Genomic DNA, 25710 nt, shown 5'->3' with positions numbered 1-25710 from the left:
CTGAAAAGTTCATGATGGAGCTGGAATAAGTGGGCGCCGCGGCCGTTATGCAGCATATGGTTTTGAAAGCAGCAACTGAAATTCGCGTCACGCAAGCATAAAAAGCAGATCAACTTGCCGCCCGAATGAACCACGCCAATTAGCGCATCGAACGGAGATTTTCGATTGTGATCAGCATCGTCAGGTTCATTGCCGCTTGCGGTCTGGCCGTTACAGCCGCCATGCCAAATGCCTCTGTCGGCACGGGCGCGCTGGTTGCCGGCGCAGCCCTCGTTCACGCATCCGCTCCCGCTTTCGCTCAGGAAGGCGATGACGGTGACGATGGCGGGGACGATGACGGCGGTGGCGGCGGTGGTGCTGGCTCAAGCGGCGGTGGACGGTCGGGCGGCGATGGCGAAAGCCGGCAGTTTCGCGGCGGCAGCGGCCAGGCACCCGAGTTCATTCGGCGACCATTGCGCACGCTGCGCTCTCTGTTCGATCAGGGATCGCCGCCGCCGAGGCAGGCCCGCCGGGCAGCACCGCAGCCGGCACCCTTGCCGGACCGTGCCGAACGCGAACTGACGGCACTCGGCCTGGACGATGATGACGTGGCGGCACTCGAGGCCCAGGGCTTTGCCGTTGACGAGCGGGTGCTGATCGAACTGCTCGGTGGGGAACTCGTGCGTCTCGTTGCGCCGGACGGCGTGTCGCTGGACGATGCGCGTGCCACCGTCGTCGGCCTCAACGCCACATCGGCGGTGGATTTCAACCATTATTACCGGCCCGAGGCCCGCCCGCTCGAAGACTGCGAAGGCATGAACTGCCCGGCGACCGAGCTCATCGACTGGCACTTTGCGGCGACCGAGGACGCGTGCGTGGTACCGGCACGGATCGGACTGATCGACACCGGGATCAACCCGGACCATGAAGCATTCTCCGCCGGCTCTGTCACGGTCCTCGATCGTGTCGGCCAGGCCGAGGAGACCTCCGATCTGAAACACGGCACCGCCGTTGCAGCGCTTCTCGTCGGATCGAAGCAAGAGCGCACGTCCGGCCTTCTTCCCGGCGCCGACCTGGTTGCGGTCGATGCATTCCAGACGGCAGGCGCCGATACGAGGGCGACCGTCTACGATCTCGTGCGCGCCATCGACCGGGTCGCACGCGAAGAGATCGCCGTCCTCAATCTCAGTCTCGCCGGTCCGGCGAACGAACTGCTCGAGCGCACCGTTGCAGCCATTGCTGAAAACGGAATCATCCTGGTGGCAGCGGCGGGCAACGATGGGCCGAGTGCGCCACCGGCCTATCCTGCAGCCTATGAGAATGTAATCGCCGTGACAGCCGTCGATCGCAGCCGGCGACCCTACCGACGCGCGGGGCAGGGCGACCACATCGATATCGCCGCACCTGGCGTGGAGATATGGACGGCTGCGTCGATTTCAGGCGCCCGACCGAAGACAGGCACCTCCTTCGCCGCGCCATTCGTGACGGCCGCGATCGCGCTCGCCAAGGCCATCGATCCCACTATGGATGCGGCGATGATCGCGGATCATTTGGAAGCGAGCGCCGATGATCTCGGTGATCCTGGCCGCGACGCCGTCTTCGGCTGGGGCCTGCTCAACACACCCGCACTGTGTCGCGCCGTCACCGCGACGCAGGCGGAAGACGACGCGCCGTTGCTGATCTCCGCGTCGGAAGGGGGTGCTGGCGATATGGTTGCGGGCGCCGATCCCAATGTCGGTCCGGCAACCGGCGGCAGGGCGAGCGGGGTTCGCTAAAGCTCCCCGGAAGAGGACCGTTCAGTCGGCCGGGAACCAGTGCTTCGTGCGGTTTGCGAAAGCGACCAGCGAAAGCATCACCGGTACCTCAACGAGCACGCCGACCACGGTCGCAAGCGCGGCGCCCGAGCCCAGCCCGAAGAGGCTGATGGCGACGGCAACGGCGAGTTCGAAGAAATTCGAGGTGCCGATCAGTGCGCAGGGAGCCGCGATGGTGAAGGGCAGGCGCCACGCCCGTGCCGCGAAATAGGCGGCGAAGAAGATGCCGTAGGACTGGATGAGAAGCGGCACGGCGATGAGAAGGATCACCAGCGGCTGATCGAGAATGACTTCTGCCTGGAAGCCGAACAGCAGCACGACGGTGACCAGCAACCCGAAGACGGATGCCGGTTTCACGCGGGCACTGAAGCGGGCAACGGCTGCGTCTTCCTCTAGCTTGCTTCGCGTGCCCTGGCCAAGCTTCATGCGCGTCAACGCGCCGGCTAGCAGCGGGATGACGATATAAAGTCCGACCGAGAGCAGCAGCGTCATCCATGGCACGACGAGATCGGTGACACCGAGCAGCATCGCGACGATCGGGGCGAATGCGAACACCATGATGACATCGTTCACCGAGACCTGGACGAGCGTGTAGTTCGGGTCGCCGCGGGTCATCTGGCTCCAGACGAACACCATGGCCGTGCACGGCGCTGCCCCGAGCAGGATCAGACCGGCCAGATATTGCTCGGCATCGGTCGGCGCGATTAGGTCGGCGAAGACATACTCAAAGAAAAGAACGCCGAGCGCTGCCATCGTGAATGGCTTCACGAGCCAGTTGACGACGATCGTCACCACGAGGCCCTTCGGTTTGGCGCCGACCTGGCGCAGACTCTTGAAGTCGACGCCCACCATCATCGGGTAGACCATCGCCCAGATCAGCACGGCCACCACGAGGTTGACCGAGGCGTATTCGAACGCCGCCAGGCGCTGGAAAAGTCCAGGAACGAGATTGCCGAGCAGCAGCCCGGCGAGGATGGCGGCACCGACCCAGACTGAAAGCCATTTCTCGAACGGCCCGATGCCGGTCGGAGCCGGCGTCGCGGCAGGGGTATTGATGGACATGGGCAAGCCTTCAGGCGGTCAGGATGCGCGCAGCGCGTCGTCGGCGGAAGTGCGCCCGATGGCCTCGATCTGCCGCTGAATTGACAGGCGGTCGAGCGACGCGAAGGGCAGGGCCGTGAACACCGAAATGCGATTGGACAGCATGCGGAAGGCGTCTGCAAAAGCGAGGTGTCTTTCCGCATCCGTTCCGGTCGCGGCCGCCGGATCCGGCACGCCCCAGTGCGCGGTCATCGGCTGGCCCGGCCAGACGGGACACTGCTCGTTCGCGGCGTTGTCGCAGACCGTGAATACGAAATCCATTACGGGAGCATCCGAGGCCGCAAACTCCTCCCAGCTCTTGGAGCGGGCAAAGCCAGTGTCGAAGCCGGAGTGTTCCAGCAGCGACAAGGTGTAGGGGTGGACCATTCCGCGCGGCTGCGATCCCGCTGAGAAGGCACGGAAGCGCCCGTTCCCGATCCTGTTGAGGATCGCTTCGGCGAGTATCGAGCGGGCGGAATTGGCGGTGCAAAGGAAAAGAACGTTAAAGCTGCGGTGGGTCATGGCGCTCTCTCAGCAATGACAGGTGATGGCCTCGATGACGGGCTGGCAGAGTTCGGGCGATCCGGCACAGCAGTCCTCCATCAGGAAAGCCAGAAGATCGCGAACGCCGGTGAAATCCGCACGATAGAGGATCGAACGCCCCTGGCGTTCCGCCGTCACCAGCCCGGCATGGTCGAGAATCTTGAGATGGGCAGACAAGGTGTTTTGAACCGCACCAAGCCGCGCAGCGATTTCACCGGCCGGCAGCCCCTCGGCGCCGGCGCGTACCAGAAGGCGAAACACATCGAGCCGCGTTTCCTGGCCGAGTGCCGCAAGTGCTACGAGTGCAGATGACTTGTCCATATATCCAGCTTTCTAGAACTATTGGTGAAATAGCAGGTCGTTCGGTGACACGCAAGTGACGATCATTGCCGATCCGCGCTTGGCGCGGCCGGTCGGCTGAGCCATGCGACACCGCAATCCATGGCCTTCGCGCCTGGCGCACCCTATCTTTCACATGTGCATGCGAAAGAGCCAGATGCTGACCCTCCGGAATGTTTCAAAGGCCTACCCATCGGCGCAGGGGCCCGTTCACGTCCTGCGCGGTATCGATCTTGATCTGCCGGCGGGGCAGACGCTGGCGCTGACCGGCGAATCCGGCAGCGGCAAGAGTACGCTTCTGCACCTTGCCGCGGCGCTCGACGCTGCCGATGGCGGTGAGATCGTCGTTGCGGGCCAGAGCCTGGTCGGCATGGGCGACAGCGCGCGTGCCCAGTTGCGCCGCGAACGCATCGGCCTCGTCTTCCAGCAGTTCAATCTGGTGCCGAGCCTGAAGGTGCGTGAAAATCTCGCATTCCAGGCGCGCATCGCCGGCCGGCATGACCCGGCCTGGGTCGAGAGCCTGACGCAGAAGCTTGGCCTTTCGACACTCGTCGACCGTTATCCCGAGCAATTGTCGGGTGGCCAGCAGCAACGCGTCGCCATCGGCCGCACGCTCGCCTGCCGACCGGATCTCATTCTCGCAGACGAGCCGACGGGCAATCTCGATGAGGAGACGAGCGATGCGGTGCTGAAACTCTGCCTCGATCTCGTCGAGCAGACCGGAAGTGCCTTTCTGATGGTAACGCATAGCCCCCGTCTGGCAGGCCTGCTTGGACGGCGCATTCACTTGAGCGCGGGCCGGCTCGCGTGAAGCGTCATCTCTGGACCCTGGCGGTTCTGCTGTCGCACTGGCGGAGGCGTCCGTTTCAACTGATGACGCTCGTCATCGGGCTTGCGGTCGCAACAGCGCTGTGGAGCGGCGTGCAGGCGCTGAACGTGCAGGCACGGCAAAGCTATGATCAGGCCGCACGACTGATCGGCGGCGACGCGTTCGCGAGCCTTAGGCCCACCAACGGGACGAACTTCGACGAGGCCCTTTACGTCGTGCTTCGGCGCGCCGGCTGGGATGTTTCGCCTGTCATCGAAGGCGATGTGCGCATCGCCGACAGAAGCATCCGCATTGTCGGCATCGATCCGGTCACGCTGCCGCAGGGTGCCGGCCCGATCACGCGCGATGCGCTGGATGATGGTCCCGAGACTGCCGACGGAAGCGGCGAGAGCCGTGCCGTGCGCCTGCTGACGGCGCCGTCTCTCGCGCTTGGGGATGCCGAGACGGTTGCGGCGCTGGGCGGCGTGGATACGCGACCAACGCTCGGAAATGGCGGACAGCTGCCGCCGCTCGTCGTCGCCGCTTCCCTGCCGCCCGAGACACTGGTGACGGATGTCGGCGTGGCGCAGGCGCTCCTCGATCAGCCGGGGCGGTTGTCTCGCCTGATCCTGACCGCTGCGCCTGAAACGAGCTCCCAATCGCTGGCAGACCTGACCGGCGGCGCGCTGGAACGGGTCGAACCGGACGACCAGGGCGATCTGGAAAGGCTGACAGACAGCTTTCACCTAAACCTCACGGCTTTCGGCTTCCTGTCATTTCTCGTCGGCCTGTTCATCGTCCATGGTGCGATCGGGCTCGCCTTCGAACAGCGCCGGCCGATGCTGCGCACCATGCGCGCGTGTGGCGTCTCGGCGCGCGCGCTGACATCCGTGATGCTCCTGGAACTGACGACGATCTCGGCACTGGCCGGCATTATCGGCACGGTTGCCGGTTATGTCATCGCCTCGGCTTTGCTGCCGGACGTGGCGGCAAGCCTGCGTGGTCTTTACGGGGCGCGTGTTGCGGGGGAACTGTCGCTGCAGCCGAGCTGGTGGCTGGCCGGCGTCGCGATTAGCGTCATCGGTGCTCTCGTCGCCGCGGGATCGAGCCTCTATCGCGCCTGGCGTCTGCCACTCTTCGCCACGGCACAGCCGGAAGCCTGGGCCGGTGCCGAAGCGCGGGCGCGCCGCTGGCAACTGGCTGCGGCGGTATTTCTCGCAGCGACCGCGATCGGCGTGCTGCTTAAGGGCTCGGGCCTGGTGGCGGGCTTCGTGCTGATGGGCGCCGTACTGCTCGCTGCTGCATTGTTGCTGCCTTCGGCTCTGGTCGGGCTGCTTGCCATCGCGCAGCGCCTTGTGCGCGGGCCGGTGGCGCAATGGTTCTTTGCCGATGCCCGCCAGCAGTCGGGGGGCCTGTCGCTTGCCTTGATGGCGCTGCTGGTGGCATTGGCGGTGAATATCGGCGTCGGCACGATGGTCGACAGCTTCCGCCAGACCTTCACCGGCTGGCTGGACCAGCGCCTTGCCGCCGAACTCTATGTCGGCGCACGAGACCCTGCCCGCGCCGCAAACATTGCCGACTGGCTCGAGGCGCGGGATGACATCGATGCGGTGTTGCCCGTCTGGGATGCGGAAACACGCTACCGAGGCTTTCCTGTCGAGGTCTTCGGCTTCTCCAACCACCCGACTTATTCCGACCATTGGCCGCTACTGGCGAGCCTTCCCGATGCCTGGAGCGAGGCGGAGGCCGGGCGGGCGGTGCTTGTCAGCGAACAACTGGCACGCCGCTTTGCGCTGGCCCCCGGCGACCCGATCGACATTGCCGCGCCCGGTGGCGACTGGGCAGGCACCGTTGCGGCGATCTATTCGGACTATGGCAATCCGCGCGGTCAGATCATGATCGCGGTGGACGAACTCGTCGCCCGCTTTCCAGACGCCGAGCGCGGCAATTTCGCCGTGCGCGTTGCGCCGGAGGCTGTCGATGCCGTCATGGACGATCTGACGGCGGCGTTCGGTGCGGGCTCGGTGGAAGTGGTCGACCAGCGCACCATCAAGGATATCTCGCAGCGCATTTTCGATCGCACCTTCGCCGTCACGCTCGCGCTCAATACGCTGACGCTGATCGTTGCCGGCATCGCGCTTCTGGCCAGCCTGCTGACGCTCGCCGATGCGCGGCTTCCGCAGCTTGCACCGCTTTGGGCTCTGGGCCTTACGAGGCGGAAGCTCGCGGGGATGGAACTGGTTAAGGCCGCGACGCTCGCCCTTTTGACGGCGCTGCTTGCCATCCCGCTCGGTCTGGCGGTGGCCTGGATCCTCACCAATGTCATCAACGTAGAAGCGTTCGGCTGGCAGTTGCCGGTCTACGTCTTTCCAGAACAATGGCTTCGGCTCATCGTTCTGGCGCTGATCACGGCAATCGCTGCCGCCGCATGGCCAGCCCTCAGCCTGCGCCGCATGCCGCCAACGAAACTGCTCAAGGTGTTCGCCGATGAACGTTAGAGCCTTGCTGGTCATGCTGCTCGCTCTCTCCACACCCGCATTTGCGCAGGGTTTTGCGGGGCTTGGCACCGATGCGGCAGGTTACCGGAGCGTCGAACCCGGCCGCACCTTCTCGTTCCCGACCGATCACGGCCCACATGAGGGTTTTCGCATCGAATGGTGGTACGTCACCGCCAATCTGGAGGATGCGGACGGTAACGATTACGGCCTGCAATGGACCCTGTTCCGCCAGGCCTTGGCGCCCGGCGAAGAGGGCGAGGGCTGGGAAAGCAGCGCGCTCTGGATGGGCCATGCTGGCTTGACGACCGGAGAGCGCCATTTCAGCGCCGAAAAATTTGCCCGTGGCGGCATCGGCCAGGCCGGTGTCGTTGCCGCTCCATTCGAGGCGTTCATCGATGATTGGGCGCTCGCCGGAGATGTTGCTGCCGAACAGGCACCAAACGGCGACACGATGGCGAATGTCTCGGTCAATGCGACCGGAGACGATTTCAGCTACGCAATGACGCTGCGCACCGAGCGCCCGCCGGTTCTCCAAGGCGAGGCCGGGTACAGCGTCAAATCCGATGCCGGCCAGGCATCCTATTATTACAGCCAGCCATTCTATCGGGCCGAAGGGACGATCACCGTAGACGGTGAAGAGATCCCCGTCACGGGCACCGCGTGGCTGGACCGCGAATGGTCGAGCCAGCCGCTGGCGGACGACCAGGAGGGCTGGGACTGGTTCTCGCTGCATTTGCCGGGCGATGAGAAGCTGATGCTGTTTCAGGTGCGGTCGGAAGATGGATCGAGCTACTATTCCGGCACCTGGTTCACCCCGGATGGCACCGCGTCGCCGCTCGCCAATGACGCGATCACCATGACGCCGCTCGGTACGACCGGTATCGACGGGCGCATCGTGCCGACGCAATGGCGTCTCGAAATTCCGTCGCGCGATTTCGAAATCATCACCGAGGCGCTCAACCCGCAGAGCTGGATGGCGACGACGTTTGCCTATTGGGAAGGCCCGATCCGGTTCTCGGGCACCCATGAAGGCAAGGGCTACCTCGAAATGACCGGGTACGACGCCGACTGAGCGGATGCGCCATTCCTCGCCGACCTCACCTGTTCAGGTGATAGCGGGTCGATTTTCGCCGTGATTGTATTCCCGCCAATGGCAGCGCCGACCTCGATAGATCGTCGAGCAGGCGCAGCCGGGCAGGGGGCTGGGGAAATTGCATGAATCCACCTGCTTGAAACAATCAACAGGAGCAGATGGATGAACAAGCCAGTGGCAAGACTTTTGGTTCTCGGGATGGCATCGGCATTGGCCGCATGCAGTAGTTCCGGCAGCAGCAGTGGAGCGGGAGCAGGCGGTGGCGGAGGTGCATCCGCCGGTGGCTCGCTGCCGATCACGGCACAAGGCCGCATGCTCGCCGTGCGCCTTCCAGCCAATGTCACTTCGACCGTCAGCTCGTTCAATCAGCTGCCGCAGCTCGATACGCCTGCCACCTCGGCCGTGGCGCTCGATCGCACCGCCGCTGGCGGTGTAGGTATTTCGGGCTCTGCGAAAGAAGATCCGAGCCCCAACAACAACCAGGGCGCCGCCGGTATCGCACCACCGGCCCTGATTTCCGCATCGGCTGACGGAACCCTCGCCGGCGGTGCAGCGATCATCGGCCTGACCGATGCCAAGGGCAACGTCTATTTCGAGAATGGTAACTTTGGCGATCCGCAGGTTGAAAGCGCCAACGCGGCGATCAGCAGCGTCAGCGTCTACAATGTCAGCGCCACCGAGCAGATTGTGCTGTCGGACGCGACCACCATCCGCTACCGCGACGGCAACGCTGGCGATACGGCGGCGAACTACGGCGTTGGCTATGTCGGCAATGCCACCACCAACATGCCGACCTCAGGCACGGCGAGCTACAAGGGCTTTTTCGAAAGCGGCCAGTCGGTTTATACGCGACCGGATGGCTCGGTCGAGAATTTCGGCTTCGACAACAACGCCACCGTCGCGCTCGCTGCCGATTTCGCAGCCGGCAAGGTGACCGGCGGCATCACCGGCGGCCAATTGCGGGCCTTCACCAATCTCGGCCAGAACGTCGTCGATGTGGCGCCGACGATCACGGGCATGGCGATCGACGCCACGATCACCGGTGCCGATTATGCGGGCACCGCGCGGCTCGTCGATGCGCAGGGAGCGGCGGTCGGCACCGTATCGAATGGCGAGGCCATTGGCAGCTTCTTCGGCAATGCCGGCCGCGAGACGGTGGCCGCGGTGTCCATCGAAGGCAATGCCACGCTCGAGGGTGGGGCGAGCGATTATGTCTTCCAGGGCGTGATCGGCGCGGTGAAGCAGTAGCGGCAAGCGGGGCCCATGGCCGTGGCCGCCACCCTTCACAAACCGTGCCCGCGCAGAACGAGGACGCTGCCGCGCGGCAGCGTCCGGATGCTCAGCATCTGGGTGCTGATCGTCCTGTTCGTCACCATTCCGCTCGCTTTGGCGACACCGGGGGAAGTGGCAGGCGAAGGCGGGTCGACCGCCTCGCCTTCGCCTGCCGCGCGCTACGGCGACCTCACCCAGGCCGAGCGCATTCAGGCCATTCGTGGTTTTATCGAGCGGGGGGATTTGGATACCGCGCAGTTGCTGCTCGCCAACTCCCGCTTCGATGAAGGCGACCTCGGCTATCAGGCAGCCTTTCTTCAGACGATCGTTCTGGAGCGACGAGGCGAACTTGCCGAAGCGGAACAGCTGTCGCGGACGATCCTCGCGGAACGGCCGGAGTTCGATCTCGTTCGGATGCATCTTGCACGCATTCTCGCGCGGCAGGGCAATGCGACCGGGGCCACCTATCATCTTCGCCTGCTTGCGGAATCCAGCAGCGACCGCACGTCCCGCGAACGGTTCGAAAGCTTCATCGACGCACTGGACGCAAACCGGCCGTTCACTGTGGGCGGGTTCATCTCCTTTGCGCCCAGCACCAATGTCAACAATGGAAGCTCGGGCACGCAGGTCATGCTCGGCGGCCTGCCCTTCACGATCGATGAAGGCGGGCGGGCGCAGTCAGGCATAGGCGTTCGCGCCGGTCTAAATGCCGGCTACTCGCATGCGCTGAACGAGCAGTTCACGCTCTACACCGCTGGATCGGCCGTGTTTTCGGATTATTCCGGCAAGGATTTCGACACTTTGGTCGGCGATCTGCGCGTCGGCATGCGCTACCGCACGGCAAGCCGCATGTTGAGCGCGGAGTTCATCGCCGACCGGCGCTGGCTTTCGACCACACCGTCGGATTACGGCATGGGCGGCCGCATCTTCGGCAGCCAGGCTCTGATGCCCAAGCTGATCGCGTCCGGCGAGTTGCTCTTCATCGATCGAACCTATGACGATATCCCATCTGCGGCAGCCGAGACGGTCCGGGCAAGCGGCAGGCTGAGCTACTATTCAAGCGCCGCATTCTCGGTCTTCGCGGGAGCCGGCGGCGAGTGGGAAGAGGTGGACGGGCGGCCCCACAACGCCTTTGACGGCGCCTTCGTAGAAATCGGTACGACCCGGCAGTTTGCCTACGGCATCACCGCATCCCTGCAGGCCAAGGTCGGCAAGCGTGACTATGAAGCCGATTTTCCCGGAATGACCGAGCCGCGCAAGGACGACTACTTCGAGCTGCGCAGCGGCTTCGTGAAGCGGGACTGGCAGTTCCACGGTTTCACCCCCCAACTGGCCATCAGCTACTACGACCAGTCAAGCAACGTGGTCTTCTACGATTACGACAAGCTCGGCTTCGACATTACGTTGACCAAGGAATTTTAGAAAATGCGAGAATTCAGTTGAGTGGTCGCAAGTGTTGGCTCTAGACTTCGAATTGGGGATTGATTGGGGGCGGTGCCGGGGCGCCGTATTTCGCTTGTGACGCTGGTTCAGCGCTTTTCACTGGCCTTGACGATCGTCGCGCTGGTGACAGCGCTGACAATGCTTGTCGCCATGCGCAATCCGTATCTCGGGTTGCTTCTCGAATTGGAAGACGACGCCGGCGCCGTGTTGGTTGCAGGCTCCAGCAATCCAGCCGCAGTTGCAGGCATCTCACCCGGTTTGCGGCTGATTTCGATCGCACCCGTCGACGATCCGGCGGCCGCGATCCTGCTCGAGCCGCTTGACCTGATCGATGAGCCCGACACCCTCGATTATGCGACCTATGATCGCTTCGTCGATCGGCAGGGTGAACTGCATGGCGTGCTGTCCGCCGGACCGGTTGCCGTAACGGTTGCCGAGCCGGGTCAGGAACAGCGATCGATCGCAGTTCAGGCAACCGCATGGCGACCGATATCGGCTTTGCCGTTCGCTTTCTGGTACCAGATCGCCTGCGCCGTCATCATTTGCGTCATCGGAGCCTGGGTCCAGTGCCTCAGTCCGAGAGACGGCAAAGTCCGCTTCTTCGCCTTCGCCGGATATGGGGTCGGTCTGGCTGTCTTCAGCGCGGCCGCCTATTCGACCCGTGAAATCGCGCTGTCCGAACCGGTCTTTCGCAGCCTAACCATCCTGAACAACATCGGCGCGATGTCGTTCGGCATCGGCATGATCGGGCTTTTCGCCCGCTATCCGGTCGATCTGAAAATCGCGCGTCTCACCAACGGTCTGATCGGCCTCTTCGTCCTGTGGATCTTCGCGACCCATCTGCGGATTTTCTACGACGTCGGCCTCGGCACGGTCGGCTACCTCGGTATCCTGTGCGAGATGATTGCGATCATCGTTCTGACCGGCGCGCAATATGTCGCGACGCGGCGCGATCTGCCGGCCCGCCGTGCGCTCACATGGCTGGGCGTCAGTGTCATCCTGGGCGCTGGTGCCTTCGTTCTGCTCGTCGCGGTACCGCTGCTCGTGGGGCTGAACGTCGTTCTGCCGCAAGGCTACGCATTCGGGTTTTTCGTCCTGATCTATCTCGGTGTCGCGCTCGGGCTGACGCGGTACCGGCTTTTCGAGCTCGATCGCTGGGCGTTTTCGATCTTCACCTACGTGCTCGCCGCGTTTCTGTTCGCCGCCATCGACTTTACCCTGATCGGCATGCTGGCGCTGACGCCGGCGGTATCGCTCGGCATCACGGCGGTGCTCGTCGGACTGCTTTACCTGCCTGTGCGCAATTTCCTTATGGCCCGGTACATGGCCCGCAAGGAACTGGATCCGCTGGCGCTCTATCGTGCCTCGACGGAAATCGCGCTGCAGACCTCGGGCGAAGCGCGTGCCGAGCGGTGGCGGCAGGCGCTGGTCGATTATTTCGAGCCGCTGCACGCGGATACGCCGGAGGATCTCGGGCAACGGCCTGTCATCGGGGATGACGGGGCGACACTCGTCCTACCGGCTTATGACTGGTCGCCTCCGCTGCGGTTGCGTCACCCTAAGCGCGGCCGCGCCCTCTTCGGAGCGCCGCATCTTGCGGTCGTCGAGGACTTTGCACGGCTGGTCGCAGCGGCGGAAGAACAGCGTGATGCCTATGATCGGGGCGTGAAGGAAGAGCGCGGGCGCATCGGCCGCGATCTGCATGACAGTGTCGGTGCACGGCTTCTGTCGAGCCTGCGCGCCACCGACGACACGGATGCACGCCAGATGGTGCGCAATGCGCTTGGCGACATCCGCGAAATCGTCGGAGGCCTTTCGGACCGACGCGAGACGCTGGCAAACATCATCGCGGAACTGCGCGCCGAGACGATGGAACGGCTGGATGACGGCACCGTCGAATGGCCGCTGTCCGAGGCCGACCGTTCGGGTCTCGTCCTGCCTTATCTGGTGTTCCGCAACTTCACCTCGGCGCACCGCGAACTTGTGACCAATGTCATCAAGCACGCGCCGGGCGCGGATATCGCCGTGACGACGCAGCTTCTCGGCGATCGTCTCGTGCACACGGTGGAAAACACGCTGCCGGGCGCGGCGTCGCAGGAAAACCGACGGGCGTTCTCCGGCAATGGCCTTGAAAACATCGCCGCGCGCGCCCGCCAGACCGGCGGCCAATTCGACTATCAGGTCACGCCGAATGCCTTCATCGCGACCATCAGCCTGCCGGTCTCGGTTGGAGCCGTCGCCGCATGAAGGTAGAGCGGGTTTTGGTCATCGAGGACAACGCCCGCGCCCGGCAATGGATGGTGGAGTGTGTCGCTGCCGGGTTCCCAGGCGCGCAGGTCAGCGAGGCGACGTGTCTTGAAGATGCGCGGCGATGCCTGCGCAATGCCGTGGCGTGGGCGCGGGCGCATGGACTTCCCGGAGCATTCGATCTCGTCCTGATCGATATCGGCCTGCCGGATGGATCGGGCATCGATCTCATCGAGGAGATCAACGCATGCGACAGCCACTGCGCGCCTGTCATCACCACGATTTTCGATGACGCGCAGCAGATCTTCGATGCGATTTCCGCCGGTGCACGGGGCTACCTTTTGAAGCACCATGACACCGAACGGTTCATCCAGCTGATGAAGCGCATCATCGACGACGAGCCGCCGCTTTCGCCCGCCGTCGCGCGCCACGTCATGACGGCGCTGCAATCCCTGAACGCGCGCATGGTGCCGGATGCAGCGCTGACCGCGCGCGAGGAGGAGGTGCTCACCCTTCTGGGCCGGGGGTTTCAGCTGAACGCGGTGGCGAAGACTTTGACGATTTCGCAAAACACCGCATCCACCCACGTGAAGTCCATCTATCGCAAGCTCAACATCAAGACGCGGGCCGAGGCAGCCCTCGCCGCTCGCGACCGCGGCCTTCTTCAGCGCGAACACTGACCGAAGGTAGCGGCAGCCCCAGGGTTGACGCGCGCGGCCAGCCGGCCAACATGCCGTCTTTCGGAGAGATATGCGCAATGCGATGGATCGTCGGGGCCGCTGTGGCCGTTTTTTTGGCAACACCGCTTCTGACCTTGCCGGCGGCCGCCGATTTTCGCGGCCATGGCGGGTCGATACGAGCGTTGGCCGTCTCGACCGATGGATCGCAGATCCTATCCGGTTCGTTCGATACGACCGCCATCTTATGGAACCGCGACACAGGCGCCGCTGTGTCCGTGCTCCGCAGCCACGACGAATCGGTCAACACGGTCGCGCTGTTGCCCGGCGGCGGCATGGTCACCGGCGGCCAGGATGGCCGCCTCGTCGTCTGGAATGCCGATGGCGAACCGCGCAAGCTTGGCCGGCATGATGGCCCGGTGGCGAGCCTCGCCCTGTCGGCAGACTCCAGGATCGTCGCCTCGGCGTCGTGGGACGGAACGGCGCGGCTCACGCCACTCGACGGCAGTGCTTATCGCTCGCTGACCGGTCACCAAGGCAACGTGAACGCAGTCGCTTTCCTGCCCGACGGCCGGGCGGTGACGGCGGGATATGATGCAACACTGCGGATATGGCCGATGCAGGATGGGCCTGCGGAAGTGATCTCGGTCAATGCACCGCTGAATGCGCTCGCGATCTCAAATGACGGAACGATCGTCGCCGCCGGTGTCGATGGTCGGCTTCGGATCCGAACCTTGGACGGCGCGCTCCACGAGATCGAGACAACGCCTGTTCCCGTAACGGCACTTGCCATTTCGCCGGACGAGGCAACGATCGCCTCCGCCGCGATCGACGGCTCGATTTGGCTGGTGGACCGGGCAAGCGGCTCGGTGCGCCTCACGCTGCAGGGCGCCGACAGCCCGGTGTGGTCGCTGGCGTTCGATCCCGGCGACGGCAGTCTTTTTGCAGGCGGCGGGGACCGCGTCATCCGCCAGTGGGATGCGGCGACCGGGGAGCGGCTGAACCGGACCGAAGCAGGCGAAACGACCGAGGATTTCGGCGGCAGCCGAGGCGCACAGGTCTTTGCCGCCTGCCAGGCCTGCCACACATTGTCGGAGGATGCCGGCAATCGCGCCGGCCCCACGCTGCACGGCATTTTCGGTCGCCGCATCGGCACTGCCGAGGGCTACAACTATTCAGAAGCACTCAAAGGCATGGACATCGTCTGGACCCCAGAAACGGTGTCCGAGCTCTTCGATGTCGGCCCAAACCACTACACGCCCGGCACCAAGATGCCCGAGCAGCGGATCACCGATCCCGCCGATCGCGCAGCGCTCATGGAGTTTCTGGAGGAGCGGACCCGGTAGCCTCTCAATGCCGGCTCTGGTTCCGCTCTTCGCGTTCGCGCAGATAGTCGTCCGTGGTGCGGACCGTACGCGTCTCGGCCTGGTGCGGATCGAAGCTTTCCTTGACGACGACTGCCACGCGGCAGTCCTCGCACATTTCCAGAACCCGACGGCGCTGTTCGCCCTCCGGTCCTGAGAACATCCAGTGGCTTTCGAGCTTCTCGATCACGCGATTGATCGTCGAGCGCGTGCCGAATGCCTTGCCGCATTCGATGCAGTGATGCGGTTCTTCCTCTTTCAGCAGCCGCTTGGGCTCTGCCCAGGCCGTGAAATCGAGCCGCGGCGCAAGCGTGATGACATCTTCCGGGCAGGTTGCTTCGCAAAGCCCGCACTGGACGCAGAGGCTTTCGGAAAAGCGCAGCGTCGGACGGTCGGGATTGTCGGTGATCGCATTGGCGGGGCAGGCGGATACACAGGAGAGACATAGCGTGCAGCCATCGACATCCACCTCGATGCCGCCGAAAGGCGCACCGCGCTCGAGTGCGATCACGTCGACTGGTGAGGGCGCTGCGCGATGCAGTTCGCGGAAAGCGAGTTCGAGCAGCCCGCGCTTCTCCGGCGGCGGAAGGAAACTCGCCGGCACCGCCGTGCGGGCGGGCATCGCACCAGGGGCTGCAAGCGCCTCGCCAAGCTGGTCCGGATCATCCGTCTCGATCAGCTGGACAAGATCATCGCCGTATCCAAGTTCGGAGAAGATGCGGTTGGTCATCGCCAGGATGGCCGTCAGGCCCGACAGATCGTGCTTCGGCCTGGCCCGGGATGCGAGGAACACACGGTCTGCGCCATAGGCGACGGCAGCAGCCAGAAGTTCCGGACCGGCCTGCGTGATCTCGTTGACAAGCAGCGGGATCACCCGCGCCGGCAAGCCCTGGCCGAAGCGCGCAAGCGCATCGATGAGCGGGGCGCCGTGGTCGCCATCATGCAGCAGGATCGCGGGCCTCGTGCCGCCGGCCTTGAAATAGGCCGAGAGCATGACGCGCAGTTTCTCCGTGACGGCATCGACAGGCGGCAGCGCGTAGGAAACGGCCCCGGTCGGGCAGGCGCCGGCGCACTGGCCGCATCCGGCGCAGATTGCTGCGTCGATCGCGACATGGTCGCCGGCCGGCGTGATCGCGCCGGTCGGGCAAAGATCGAGGCAGCGGGTGCATCCGGTGATCGTCGAGCGGGAATGGGCGCAGATCGACGCATCGAAGGTCACGTAACGCGGCTTGTCGAAGATGCCGACAAGGCCCGATGCCTTGAGGATCAGCCGCTCGATGGCCGCATTGTCGCGCGGATCGACGCGGAGATAGCCGTCACGCAGGTCGTCCGCGGAAAGGAGAGGCCGGTCGCCCGTCAGATCGATGATGAGGTCGCAGCTGGATTCCGCGCCATTGCGCGCGACACCAAAGATCAGCTTCGAGCGCGATGAGGGCGACGGAAGCGCATAGTCGTCGATGGTGAGCTCGAACGCGCCGAGATGACCCGACGCATTGCGAACCCGGCCCTTCAGCACGGGAAACACCGTTTTTGCCGGCGGCGTCACGTCCTTCGGATCGACGAGGAGCACGGTGATGTCGAGATGATCGGCAAGCCGTGCCGCCACCTCGATCGCGGTTTCGTCGCGGCCAAGGACGAGCGTTACCCCTTGCGATTCGAGCGACACCGTCGAAATGGGCGGCATGTCGACCGCCGCAGCGGCGAGAAGTGCTGCCATCTTGGGGCCTGCTTGGCGTCCTTCGGCGGACCAACCCGCCTGTTCGCGGATGTTGACGAAGGACAATGCGCCGGTGAACCCGGCATCCTCGGCCATTTCGGCAAAGAGCGGCTCTTCCTGTGTGCAGGCGACGGTGATGGGACCGCCATCTTGCAGAGCCGCAGCAAACCGAGTGCTCTCGTGACGGCACAACTGGTCTGCGCGCTCGAAGCTGCCTGCGCATCCGCGCGCGATCGATCCTTCGTCCAGCGCCATTGTCTTTTCGCACGAGCAGATGAATACACGGCGCTCTGAAGCGCGGCGCCTCGTCTCTGTCATTCCGTCAAACCTCCAGGCCAGTCGTCCGCGTGCGATGACGCCGGTTCCGGCCTTGCATTGCCCCATCGGGCACCCTTACTTTTGAGCGGTTCTAACTTAGCCCCAGAGGAATGTCACGAATGCTGAGTGCAGCCGGGGAGGGTGCATTGGTCCTCCCGCCGCTTTTCGAAGCCGTTTTGATCGCTGATCCAAGCGACGTCCATGCCCATGCGTGCCGAATTGCCGCGCAATCGGGCGCCGGAACGCTGGTTTATGCGATCTCGGAGGAAACAGTGGCACTGGCTATCGTGCTCGAACCGGACAAGCCGCTGGTCGCTGCGCGCCTCGCCTTTTTCGCCGGCATGGCTGCGATGGGTGATTCGCTTGCCTTCCATTGCGTGCCCGAACGGCAGGTCGCTTTCGCCTGGCCGGATGAATTTCTCTTCGACCTCGCCCGCTTGGGTGGAGCGCGGCTCGCCGCGCCTGAAGGCACCGGTGATGACGATGTGCCGGAGTGGATGGTCTTTTCCGTCGAACTGATCCATGCCCGGCCGAGCCTTGCCGATCCGGGGGCCTATCCTGGCTCGACATCGCTCGTCGAAGAAGAGTTCGATCCGCCGGAAGCGATCATCGAGAGCTTCACGCGCCACCTGATGCGCGCTTTCGACGCAATGGCGACCGAGGGCATGTCCGCCGTGACGACGGCCTATCTGGAGCGCCTGCAGGCCAATACCGACCGCGACTGGATGATCGACGGCCGCGGCGATCTCCTGCAGCGTGGCGAGCCCGGTGCTGCGCCGACCCGTCAAAGCCTGTCGAACGGCCTCGCCGCCTGTCGCTGGTACGACCCTGTCCGCAAGGCGCCGCTTCTATGAGCGCACCGATGAAGCTGCCCCGCACGATCCGGATGGATCCGTCCGATACCTTCGTGTTCGCAAAGGCGGCGGAGCCCGGCGAATGGGCGGTCGCGGGCACGTTTCTGTTCCATGGCGCGAAGATCGCCGATCTTGGACCCAAGCAGCGCACCGCTTTTCGGGCGGGCTTTCTCGGGATCGAGAGCTTCGGCCACTCGACGCTTGCGGTCGTTTCGGAGGTTGTCGACAACGAGGTGGAAGAGGCGACCCACAGCCTTGCCGCGCAACTCGTCAGCCAATGCGGGGCGCCGAGCCTGGAAGTGGCGCTGCCGGCTGCGCGGGAAGAAATCGCTTTTGCAGCCGATCTCTGCCGTGACCATGCGATCGGCACATTGCTGGCGCTTCACCGCGCGGAAGAGGACGGCCAGATCCGCGAGCGGTTCCGCACCTTGCGTCCACGCGCCGAAACGACGATGGCGGGGCCAGGGCTGAAGGGTCTTGATCGCGCCTTCCTGGTGATCGAAACGGATGACGACGAAGACCAGCCGGAAGAGCAAGTCGATCTTCTGTCGCTTGGAAAGGAATAGAGTACGTGCGGGAATTTTGGGTATCCAGCGGCCATCACATGGTGCGGCGTCGCGACGATGGGCGGCTTTCGGTGACCGACGAGTTGCTGCTGACCTATCTGGCGCGGCCGGAGATCGTGCCGCCGGAAGATGCGTGCGTGGTGGAGCGCGCGCTTTATCAGCAGCTGAAGGCTTCACCGCGCGCAGCAGTCGACGCCGCAACGATCGCCTCCATCGCGGATGCCGATGCGCGTGAGAACTGGCAGTTCCTCATCGCCTACCGCGACCTCCTCATTCGGGAGGAGACCATCGAGGGCGCCTATCTGGCGATCGTCAGGGAGCGCATGCCGGTGCCGCCGCTCTTCCTGAACCAGCTGGTCCATCTCATCCTGCGCAATGCGCTGGAAGGCTGTAGCGACCCCTACGTGCTGCGCGCCGCCGAACTGATGTTCAGGCCGCAGCGCGCGTCCGTGCGGGAGGGTGCACTGTTGCTGGCCGATCAGGAGCTGGTCGAAGAGCGCGAGCGCGAGCAGCACGACAAGCCCCTGGCCGCGATGTTCGCCGGTGAGCCGGGAAGCGAACTCGACGTGCTCGACGAAGACAACGCCTGGACCTATTGGAGCCGATCCGACGCGCACTCCATGGCGCTCAATTTCGGGGGTGATCCGAAAAGCCGCACGGGCCTTGCCGTCGCACTCACCGTCTTCATCCACCATCTGCTCGGGACGAAGGTGACGATCGAGCCTTTGATCGACGTCAAGGAAGTGGACTTCCGCTGGTTCGTCGGTCTCGATCAGGATGCCACGGCACTTGGAAATCGGCTCTGGCGCGGCGAAGAGGTACCATCGGATCTGACAGAGCGCCTGATCGGCCTGTTCCGGCTGGATTTTGCCGAGGACGAGGGGGAGCAAAGGCAGTCGGAAGGGCCGGTCTATCTTCTGATGACGATGAGCCCGGATAAGACCGTGCGGCTGAAGCCTCAAAATCTCGTCACCGGTCTGCCGCTCGCCGAGGACCGGCCGGCCGCGTGAACATGACACAGCGACACCGTCGCTGTCGGAAAGGAGACCCATGCCAAAGCTCTTCTGTCGTCTCGGCATCGTCACCGTGTCCAGGAAGCCGGTGACACGATGGGGCAAGCGAGGCTTCGCCCCGCACTCGGTCCTTCCCGACGTGCCGGCGACGCCAGCGGGCGAACGCTTGAGCCCGCCCGGCGACGTCGAGCTCTATTATGCGGGCGACTTTCAGCTGATGCTCTATTCGGGCGAAGCGGCGCATTATCGCGACAATCTGTTCGCCAAGCCGACTTTGTGGGTGGCGATGCGCCCCGACGACCCGAAGGGTGTCGTGATGCTGACCGCCGATCCCTACGAAGGCGAGGCCCGGGCTGGTGACGAAGCACTCGTCGTTGCTGCATTGCCGATGCCGCCGAGCGTCGCCCTGTGGGTGGAGGGCTTCATGTCGCTCCACTACAAGGAAGAGGTTTTCGTGAAGCGCAAGCGCAAGCGCGCCGATCCCGATGCGCTGACCCGCGGCGGCAAGCGCGTGCTAGACAAGGACGAATTTCTGCCATGACCGGGAGCAAGAGGCGATGAGCGGCAAGGACGAGGACGGCGGCTTCCTGTCACGCTGGTCGCGCCGCAAGCGCGGTGCAGCGGTCGAGGAAGAGCCTGCCACCGATCTTGAGGTCGGGTCGAACGACGCCGGCGGCGCCGAGACGGATGGTACGGTGATCCGGGGCCAGGTCGAAGGGCAGGCTGATGCGCCACTTGCCGGCGATGTGGCTCCAGAAGAGACCCTAACCCAGGAAGAGATCGAGGCGCTTCCGCCGCTGGACACGGTCACATCGCGTGAGGAATTGCAGCTCTTCCTGCGCAAGGGCGTGCCCAAAGCTCTGCGGCAGGCCGCTTTGCGCAAGGTCTGGATGCTCAATCCGAAGATTTCCGGCTATCTCGATGTCGCTCGCGACTACGCCTATGACTGGAATGTCGCAGGCGGCGTGCCGGGCAACTCCGGAACACTGTCGCCAGGCGAAGCACTGCGAATGGTCGACAAGTTCCTGCAGAAGAAGCCGGAACCAGCGGATGAGCCTTCGCTGAGCGAAAAATCACCGCAGGTCGCCGAAGATGCAGCCGAAGAGATAGAAACGACCATTGAATTTCCACAGGATCAGGCGGAAACGGACACTGTCACCAATAATCCACAGGATACGACTTTCGTCGCAGATGCCGAGGTGACCGTGCCGGACACTGACAGCGCTCCAGGCGATATTGCCCCCCGGAGACGACATGGAAGCGCCATTCCGCGCTGATCAGTGAACACTCGCGATATGTCTGGTCATGCACGCTCTACGTCGAACGCTGCTCTAAGGAAAACACCGGATGAATCGCAGGAGTTTGCAGGATTATGCGATGTCGTTTTCCGCTGAAGCAATCGTATAAGACCTAAATCCTGTGCGTTTTTATCAGGAATTTCACGGACTTGACGCATTGCCGCAATGGTTGCACGCGGCGTTGCGTTCCCTCATGTTTTGTAACAACAAGAAATGGTTGGGATCGAATCCCGATCTTCCAGGGTTAGAGGAGCGCGGCGCGTTGAGCGCAGTCGAAAGAACACGGGCGGGTAACGTCAAAGCCGACGAAGTCGATTTTCTGCGCGCGCAGGAATACCGGCTACTCGCGGCGCTTTTGCGTGGTGCGCCCAGCGCCGACCTGCTGTCGGACCTTTCGCAGTTGCGCGGCGACGAGACGCCGCTCGGTTCGGCCCATACCGCGCTGGCTTCGGCTGCGAATGAGGCGGATCCTATTGCTGTCGACCGCGAGTTCTTCTCGCTCTTCGTCGGCGTCGGTCGTGGCGAGCTTCTGCCCTACGGGTCGTTCTATCTCACCGGGTTCCTGAACGAGCGCCCGCTCGCCGCGGTGCGCCACGACATGGCCAAGCTCGGCCTGGAGCGGGCTGAGGGTCTCTTCGACCCGGAAGACCACATCGCGACGCTGTGCGACGTGATGGCGGCGCTGGCGACCGGTGACGTCCCCGCCGATGCTGTCAGCGAGGTCGATTTCTTTCGCTGGCATCTGGCGCCGTGGGTTGATCAGTTTTTCGCCGATCTGAAGACCGCGCCTTCAGCATTCTTTTACCGTCACGTGGCGGAAGTCGGATCTGTCTTCATGGCCGTGGAGCGCGAAGCCTTCGCCATGGACGCCGCCTGATTGAGTGCCGGCCGCGAATGCGGCCTAAAAGACTGAACTCGACCGGTCGCGAAAGCGGCCCAAAAGACTGAACTTGAACTGTGGGGCAAGAGCCCCGATGGGAGATTGAGATGACGATCCAGGACGACCAGAAGGGTCTCGGGCGCCGCGGTTTCCTCGGCGCATTTGCCGGTGTGGGTGCCGCTGCTGCCGCGGTTGCCGTTGGCACCGGTGGCGTTCAGGAAGCCGCTGCACAGGAAGCGGACGATGAGAAGCGCAAGGCGCGCTATCAGGAAACCGACCACGTCAAGGCTTTCTACCGCACCAACCGCTACTGAGGGGAGGGCGTCATGCTCGTCAAACGTAAAGCCGGCGCAGCTTCGCGCAGCAAACTGCAATCCGTCGTGGCCGGGCTCGCATCCGCCGCACTCGACCGACGGTCGTTCCTGAAGCGCTCGGGCATCGCCGTCGGCGGCCTTGCAGCCATCGGATCGCTCGGCGCGGGCGGGATCCGCAAGGCGCAAGCCGGCCCGACGATGGAAGGCGTGGAAATCGAAGTCCGCAAGAACATCTGCACGCACTGCTCGGTCGGCTGCACGGTCACGGCAGAGGTGCAGAACGGCGTGTGGACGGGCCAGGAGCCATCCTGGGCAAGCCCGATCAACCGCGGCACCCACTGCGCCAAGGGTGCATCGGTGCGCGAGTTGGTCCATGGCGACCGCCGCCTCAAATATCCGATGAAGAAGCAGAACGGCGAATGGGTGCGCGTCTCCTGGGATGACGCCTTCTCCGAAATCGGCGCGAAGCTCGGCGAGATCCGCGAAGAGTCTGGTGCTGATTCCGTCTACTGGCTCGGTTCGGCGAAGTTCTCGAACGAGGGCTCCTATCTCTGCCGCAAGCTGGCGGCCTTCTGGGGCACCAACTCGGTCGACCACCAGGCGCGCATTTGTCACTCCACCACGGTCGCAGGTGTTGCCAACACCTGGGGCTACGGCGCGATGACGAATTCTTACAACGACATCCGCAATTCCAAGACCATCATCTTCATGGGCTCCAACGCCGCCGAGGCGCACCCCGTCTCGTTGCAGCACATTCTGTCGGGCAAGGAACAGCAGCGCGCGAACGTGATCGTTCTCGATCCGCGCTTCACGCGCACCGCCGCTCACGCAACCGAATATGTACGCATGCGCTCCGGCACCGACATCGCGGTGATCTGGGGCATCATGCACCACATCTTCGCCAATGGCTGGGAAGACCAGGACTTCATCGATGCCCGTGTCCACGGCATGGACCAGATCCGCGCCGAATGCGACAAGTGGACCCCGGAAGTCGTCGAGCGCGTGACCGGCATCCCGGGCGAGCAGCTGCGCCGGGTCGCTGAAACCTTCGCGACCCAGAAGCCCTCCACCTTCATCTGGTGCATGGGCGGCACGCAGCACACGGTCGGAACGGCCAATGTGCGCGCCTATTGCAACCTGCTTCTGGCAACGGGCAATGTCGGCGGCAACGGCATGGGCGCCAACATCTTCCGTGGCCACTGCAACGTGCAGGGCGCGACGGATCTCGGCCTCGATATCACCAACCTGCCGCTCTATTACGGCTTGGCTGAGGGTGGCTGGCGCCACTGGTCCCGCGTCTGGGATGTGCCTTACGAGTATTTCGTCTCGCGCTTCGACGAAGTGCCGGCGAAAGACGGCCGCGAGGGTCGCACGCGCGAGCAGAACATGCAGACGCCGGGCATTCCCTCGACCCGCTGGTTCGACGCCGCGACCATCGATCCGGACCAGGTCGACCAGCGCGATAACATTCGCGCAATGATGGTTCTCGGCCATGGCGGCAACACCGTGCCGCGCCAGGCCGAAGTCAAGGCCGGTCTTGAGGCTCTTGATCTTCTCGTGGTCGTTGACCCGCATCCGACATCGTTTGCTTCGCTGCATGCGCGGCCGGACAACACCTATCTGTTGCCGGCGGCGACGCAGTTCGAATGCTCGGGCTCGCGCACCTGCTCGAACCGCTCGATCCAGTGGTACGAAAAGGTCGTGGAGCCGGTCTTCGAATCGGCAAACGACTACTGGATTCTCTATCGCCTGGCTCAGGAACTCGGCGTCGCCGACGAGATGTTCAAGAACATCGAACTGGTCGAAGGCAAGTTCGGCCCCGAGCCGCAGCCGGAATCCGTCATGCGGGAAATCAACCGCGGTGGCTGGTCGACCGGCTATTGCGGCCAGTCGCCGGAAAGGCTCAAGGCGCACATGGCCAATCAGGACAAGTTCGACCTGGTGACGCTGCGCGCGCCGGCGGACGATCCGGAAGTCGGCGGCGACTATTACGGTCTGCCCTGGCCTTGCTGGGGGACGCCGGAAGTTCGCCACCCCGGGACGCACATTCTCTACAACACCAACCTTCACGTCATGGATGGCGGCGGCAACTTCCGTCCGCGCTTCGGGCTGGAGTACGAAGGCCAGACGCTCCTTGCGGAAGGCACGTCATCGCTGGGCGCCGAGCTCGACGACGGCTACCCCGAGTTCACCATGGCAGTTCTGCGCGAACTTGGATGGGATGCTGATCTGACAGCCGAGGAACTGGCGCAGATCGAGCGTCAGGGCGGCGCCAATGTCGATGCCGTTTCCTGGTCGACCGATCTCTCCGGTGGTATCCAACGTGTGGCAATGCTTCACGGCTGCGTGCCATTCGGCAATGGCAAGGCCCGCGCTGTAGCGTGGAACCTGCCCGATCCGGTCCCACAACACCGCGAGCCGATTTACACGCCGCGCCCCGATCTCGTCGCCGAGTTCCCGACCCGCGACGACGCTCGCGAGTTCCGCGTGCCGAATATCGGCCGCACGCTTCAGCAGGCAGCAGTCGACCGCAACATCGCGCAGGCCTTCCCGATCGTCCTCACCTCCGGCCGTCTGGTCGAATATGAAGGCGGCGGCGAAGAAACCCGTTCGAACCGTTGGCTGGCCGAATTGCAGCAGGACATGTTCGTCGAGATCAATCCGGCCGACGCTTCCGACCGCGGCATTGCCGACGGAAGCTGGGTTTGGGTGAGGGGACCTGAAAACGACAGCCGGGCCCGCATGAAGGCGCTGGTGACGGAACGTGTCGGCCGGGGCGTCGCCTTCATGCCGTTCCACTTCGCCGGCTGGTTCCAGGGCGAAGATCAGCGCGGCAACTACCCGCAAGGGGCCGACCCGATCGTGCTTGGCGAAAGCGTGAACACCATAACGACTTACGGTTACGACCCGGTCACCGGCATGCACGAAGGCAAGGCGACGCTTTGCCAGATCGAAGCCGCGTAAGGGGAGGATGAACAAATGGCACGAATGAAATTTCTCTGCGACGCGGACCGCTGCATCGAATGCAACGCCTGCGTCACCGCATGCAAAAACGAACACGAAGTGCCGTGGGGGATCAACCGCCGCCGCGTCGTGACGATCAATGACGGCCTGCCGGGCGAGCGCTCGGTATCGATGGCCTGCATGCACTGCACCGATGCACCCTGCGCCTCGGTCTGCCCCGTGGATTGCTTCTACACGACTGCGGATGCCGTCGTTCTGCATTCCAAAGATCTGTGCATCGGCTGCGGCTATTGCTTCTACGCCTGCCCGTTCGGCGCACCGCAATATCCCAAGGTCGGCAACTTCGGGTCGCGCGGCAAGATGGACAAGTGCACCTACTGTGCCGGTGGTCCGGAAGCCGACATGACGATGGCTGAGTATGAAAAATACGGTGCCAACCGTCTGGCGGAAGGCAAGCTGCCGCTGTGCGCCGAGATGTGCTCCACCAAGGCGCTTCTCGCTGGCGACGGCGACATCATCGCCGAAATCTATCGTGAGCGCGTGACCACCCGTGGTTACGGTTCGGGCGCCTGGGGCTGGCAGACGGCCTACCAGGAAAGCATCAACGTCTAAGGCGCGTGCGTGCCGGC

22 protein-coding genes are annotated in these 25710 nt (G+C 63.9%); 18 read left to right on the top strand and 4 right to left on the bottom strand.

All coding sequences use genetic code 11. The features are described 5' to 3' along the window. Positions 1 to 167: 167 nt before the first annotated feature. Positions 168 to 1754 carry a S8 family serine peptidase gene (locus D5400_RS18620; RefSeq protein WP_245451357.1) on the top strand — a complete coding sequence of 529 codons (1587 nt, stop codon included), beginning with the start codon at positions 168 to 170 and terminating at the stop codon, positions 1752 to 1754. Positions 1755 to 1775: 21 nt separating this feature from the next. Here D5400_RS18620 and arsB read toward each other — a convergent pair whose 3' ends face one another. The 3 genes from arsB to D5400_RS18605 are packed head-to-tail and all read right to left on the bottom strand — an operon-like array spanning position 1776 to position 3737. Continuing rightward, positions 1776 to 2855 carry an ACR3 family arsenite efflux transporter gene (gene arsB, locus D5400_RS18615; protein ID WP_126011583.1) on the bottom strand — a complete coding sequence of 360 codons (1080 nt, stop codon included), beginning with the start codon at positions 2853 to 2855 and terminating at the stop codon, positions 1776 to 1778. 18 nt (positions 2856 to 2873) lie between these two features. Further along, positions 2874 to 3395 carry an arsenate reductase ArsC gene (locus D5400_RS18610; RefSeq protein WP_126011581.1) on the bottom strand — a complete coding sequence of 174 codons (522 nt, stop codon included), beginning with the start codon at positions 3393 to 3395 and terminating at the stop codon, positions 2874 to 2876. 9 nt (positions 3396 to 3404) lie between these two features. Further along, complete coding sequence (locus D5400_RS18605) at positions 3405 to 3737, bottom strand: ArsR/SmtB family transcription factor (RefSeq protein WP_126011579.1); 333 nt, start codon at positions 3735 to 3737, stop codon at positions 3405 to 3407. Positions 3738 to 3912: 175 nt separating this feature from the next. Here D5400_RS18605 and D5400_RS18600 point away from each other — a divergent pair, with 175 nt between their 5' ends. From D5400_RS18600 to D5400_RS18565, 8 genes are all read left to right on the top strand, one after another. Then, positions 3913 to 4566, top strand: a complete 654-nt coding sequence (locus D5400_RS18600) for an ABC transporter ATP-binding protein (protein WP_126011577.1) — start codon at positions 3913 to 3915, stop codon at positions 4564 to 4566. After that, a complete protein-coding gene (locus D5400_RS18595; protein ID WP_126011575.1) occupies positions 4563 to 7061 on the top strand; it encodes an FtsX-like permease family protein in 2499 nt (832 codons plus the stop codon). Before D5400_RS18600 ends, D5400_RS18595 begins: the two co-directional genes overlap by 4 nt. After that, on the top strand, positions 7051 to 8133 hold the full coding sequence (locus D5400_RS18590) for a lipocalin-like domain-containing protein (RefSeq protein WP_126011573.1): 1083 nt from the start codon (positions 7051 to 7053) through the stop codon (positions 8131 to 8133). Before D5400_RS18595 ends, D5400_RS18590 begins: the two co-directional genes overlap by 11 nt. Before the next feature lie 183 nt (positions 8134 to 8316). Further along, a complete protein-coding gene (locus D5400_RS18585; protein WP_126011571.1) occupies positions 8317 to 9402 on the top strand; it encodes a transferrin-binding protein-like solute binding protein in 1086 nt (361 codons plus the stop codon). Positions 9403 to 9489: 87 nt separating this feature from the next. After that, positions 9490 to 10848: a surface lipoprotein assembly modifier gene (locus D5400_RS18580; protein WP_164527956.1), complete on the top strand. Its 1359-nt coding sequence runs from the start codon at positions 9490 to 9492 to the stop codon at positions 10846 to 10848. 63 nt (positions 10849 to 10911) lie between these two features. Next, positions 10912 to 13116, top strand: coding sequence for a sensor histidine kinase (locus D5400_RS18575; protein WP_126011568.1), 2205 nt, complete (start codon positions 10912 to 10914; stop codon positions 13114 to 13116). Next, a complete protein-coding gene (locus tag D5400_RS18570; protein ID WP_126011566.1) occupies positions 13113 to 13796 on the top strand; it encodes a response regulator transcription factor in 684 nt (227 codons plus the stop codon). Before D5400_RS18575 ends, D5400_RS18570 begins: the two co-directional genes overlap by 4 nt. 77 nt (positions 13797 to 13873) lie before the next feature. Further along, the gene (locus D5400_RS18565; RefSeq protein ID WP_126011564.1) at positions 13874 to 15139 is read left to right on the top strand and encodes a c-type cytochrome; all 1266 of its coding nucleotides are present in this window, start codon (positions 13874 to 13876) and stop codon (positions 15137 to 15139) included. A 4-nt stretch (positions 15140 to 15143) separates the two neighbouring features. On the opposite strand, the gene D5400_RS18560 is transcribed toward D5400_RS18565, so the two are convergent. Beyond that, complete coding sequence (locus D5400_RS18560) at positions 15144 to 17192, bottom strand: 4Fe-4S binding protein (RefSeq protein WP_245451356.1); 2049 nt, start codon at positions 17190 to 17192, stop codon at positions 15144 to 15146. A 119-nt stretch (positions 17193 to 17311) separates the two neighbouring features. Here D5400_RS18560 and D5400_RS18555 point away from each other — a divergent pair, with 119 nt between their 5' ends. The 9 genes from D5400_RS18555 (at position 17312) to fdh3B (ending at position 25693) form a co-directional block, all read left to right on the top strand. After that, positions 17312 to 18046, top strand: coding sequence for a biotin/lipoate--protein ligase family protein (locus D5400_RS18555; RefSeq protein ID WP_164527954.1), 735 nt, complete (start codon positions 17312 to 17314; stop codon positions 18044 to 18046). 8 nt (positions 18047 to 18054) lie between these two features. After that, complete coding sequence (locus tag D5400_RS18550; protein ID WP_126011560.1) at positions 18055 to 18612, top strand: DUF6505 family protein; 558 nt, start codon at positions 18055 to 18057, stop codon at positions 18610 to 18612. Between the two features lie 5 nt (positions 18613 to 18617). Further along, positions 18618 to 19622, top strand: coding sequence for a DUF6352 family protein (locus D5400_RS18545; protein ID WP_126011558.1), 1005 nt, complete (start codon positions 18618 to 18620; stop codon positions 19620 to 19622). 40 nt (positions 19623 to 19662) lie between these two features. After that, positions 19663 to 20166, top strand: coding sequence for a DUF3305 domain-containing protein (locus D5400_RS18540; RefSeq protein WP_126011556.1), 504 nt, complete (start codon positions 19663 to 19665; stop codon positions 20164 to 20166). A gap of 16 nt (positions 20167 to 20182) precedes the next feature. Then, the gene (locus D5400_RS18535) at positions 20183 to 20902 is read left to right on the top strand and encodes a DUF3306 domain-containing protein (protein WP_126011554.1); all 720 of its coding nucleotides are present in this window, start codon (positions 20183 to 20185) and stop codon (positions 20900 to 20902) included. A 283-nt stretch (positions 20903 to 21185) separates the two neighbouring features. Beyond that, positions 21186 to 21800: a TorD/DmsD family molecular chaperone gene (locus tag D5400_RS18530; RefSeq protein ID WP_245451355.1), complete on the top strand. Its 615-nt coding sequence runs from the start codon at positions 21186 to 21188 to the stop codon at positions 21798 to 21800. A 110-nt stretch (positions 21801 to 21910) separates the two neighbouring features. Further along, complete coding sequence (locus tag D5400_RS18525) at positions 21911 to 22117, top strand: hypothetical protein (protein ID WP_126011550.1); 207 nt, start codon at positions 21911 to 21913, stop codon at positions 22115 to 22117. A gap of 12 nt (positions 22118 to 22129) precedes the next feature. Further along, positions 22130 to 25081 carry a formate dehydrogenase subunit alpha gene (locus tag D5400_RS18520; protein ID WP_126011548.1) on the top strand — a complete coding sequence of 984 codons (2952 nt, stop codon included), beginning with the start codon at positions 22130 to 22132 and terminating at the stop codon, positions 25079 to 25081. A gap of 15 nt (positions 25082 to 25096) precedes the next feature. Then, on the top strand, positions 25097 to 25693 hold the full coding sequence (gene fdh3B / locus D5400_RS18515; protein ID WP_126011546.1) for a formate dehydrogenase FDH3 subunit beta: 597 nt from the start codon (positions 25097 to 25099) through the stop codon (positions 25691 to 25693). The last annotated feature ends 17 nt before the right edge of the window (positions 25694 to 25710 follow it).

The sequence above is a fragment of the Georhizobium profundi genome, assembly GCF_003952725.1.
Lineage (GTDB): Bacteria > Pseudomonadota > Alphaproteobacteria > Rhizobiales > Rhizobiaceae > Georhizobium > Georhizobium profundi.
The sequence above is the reverse complement of the archived record's forward strand: the minus strand, read 5'-3'. Positions and strand labels throughout refer to the sequence as shown.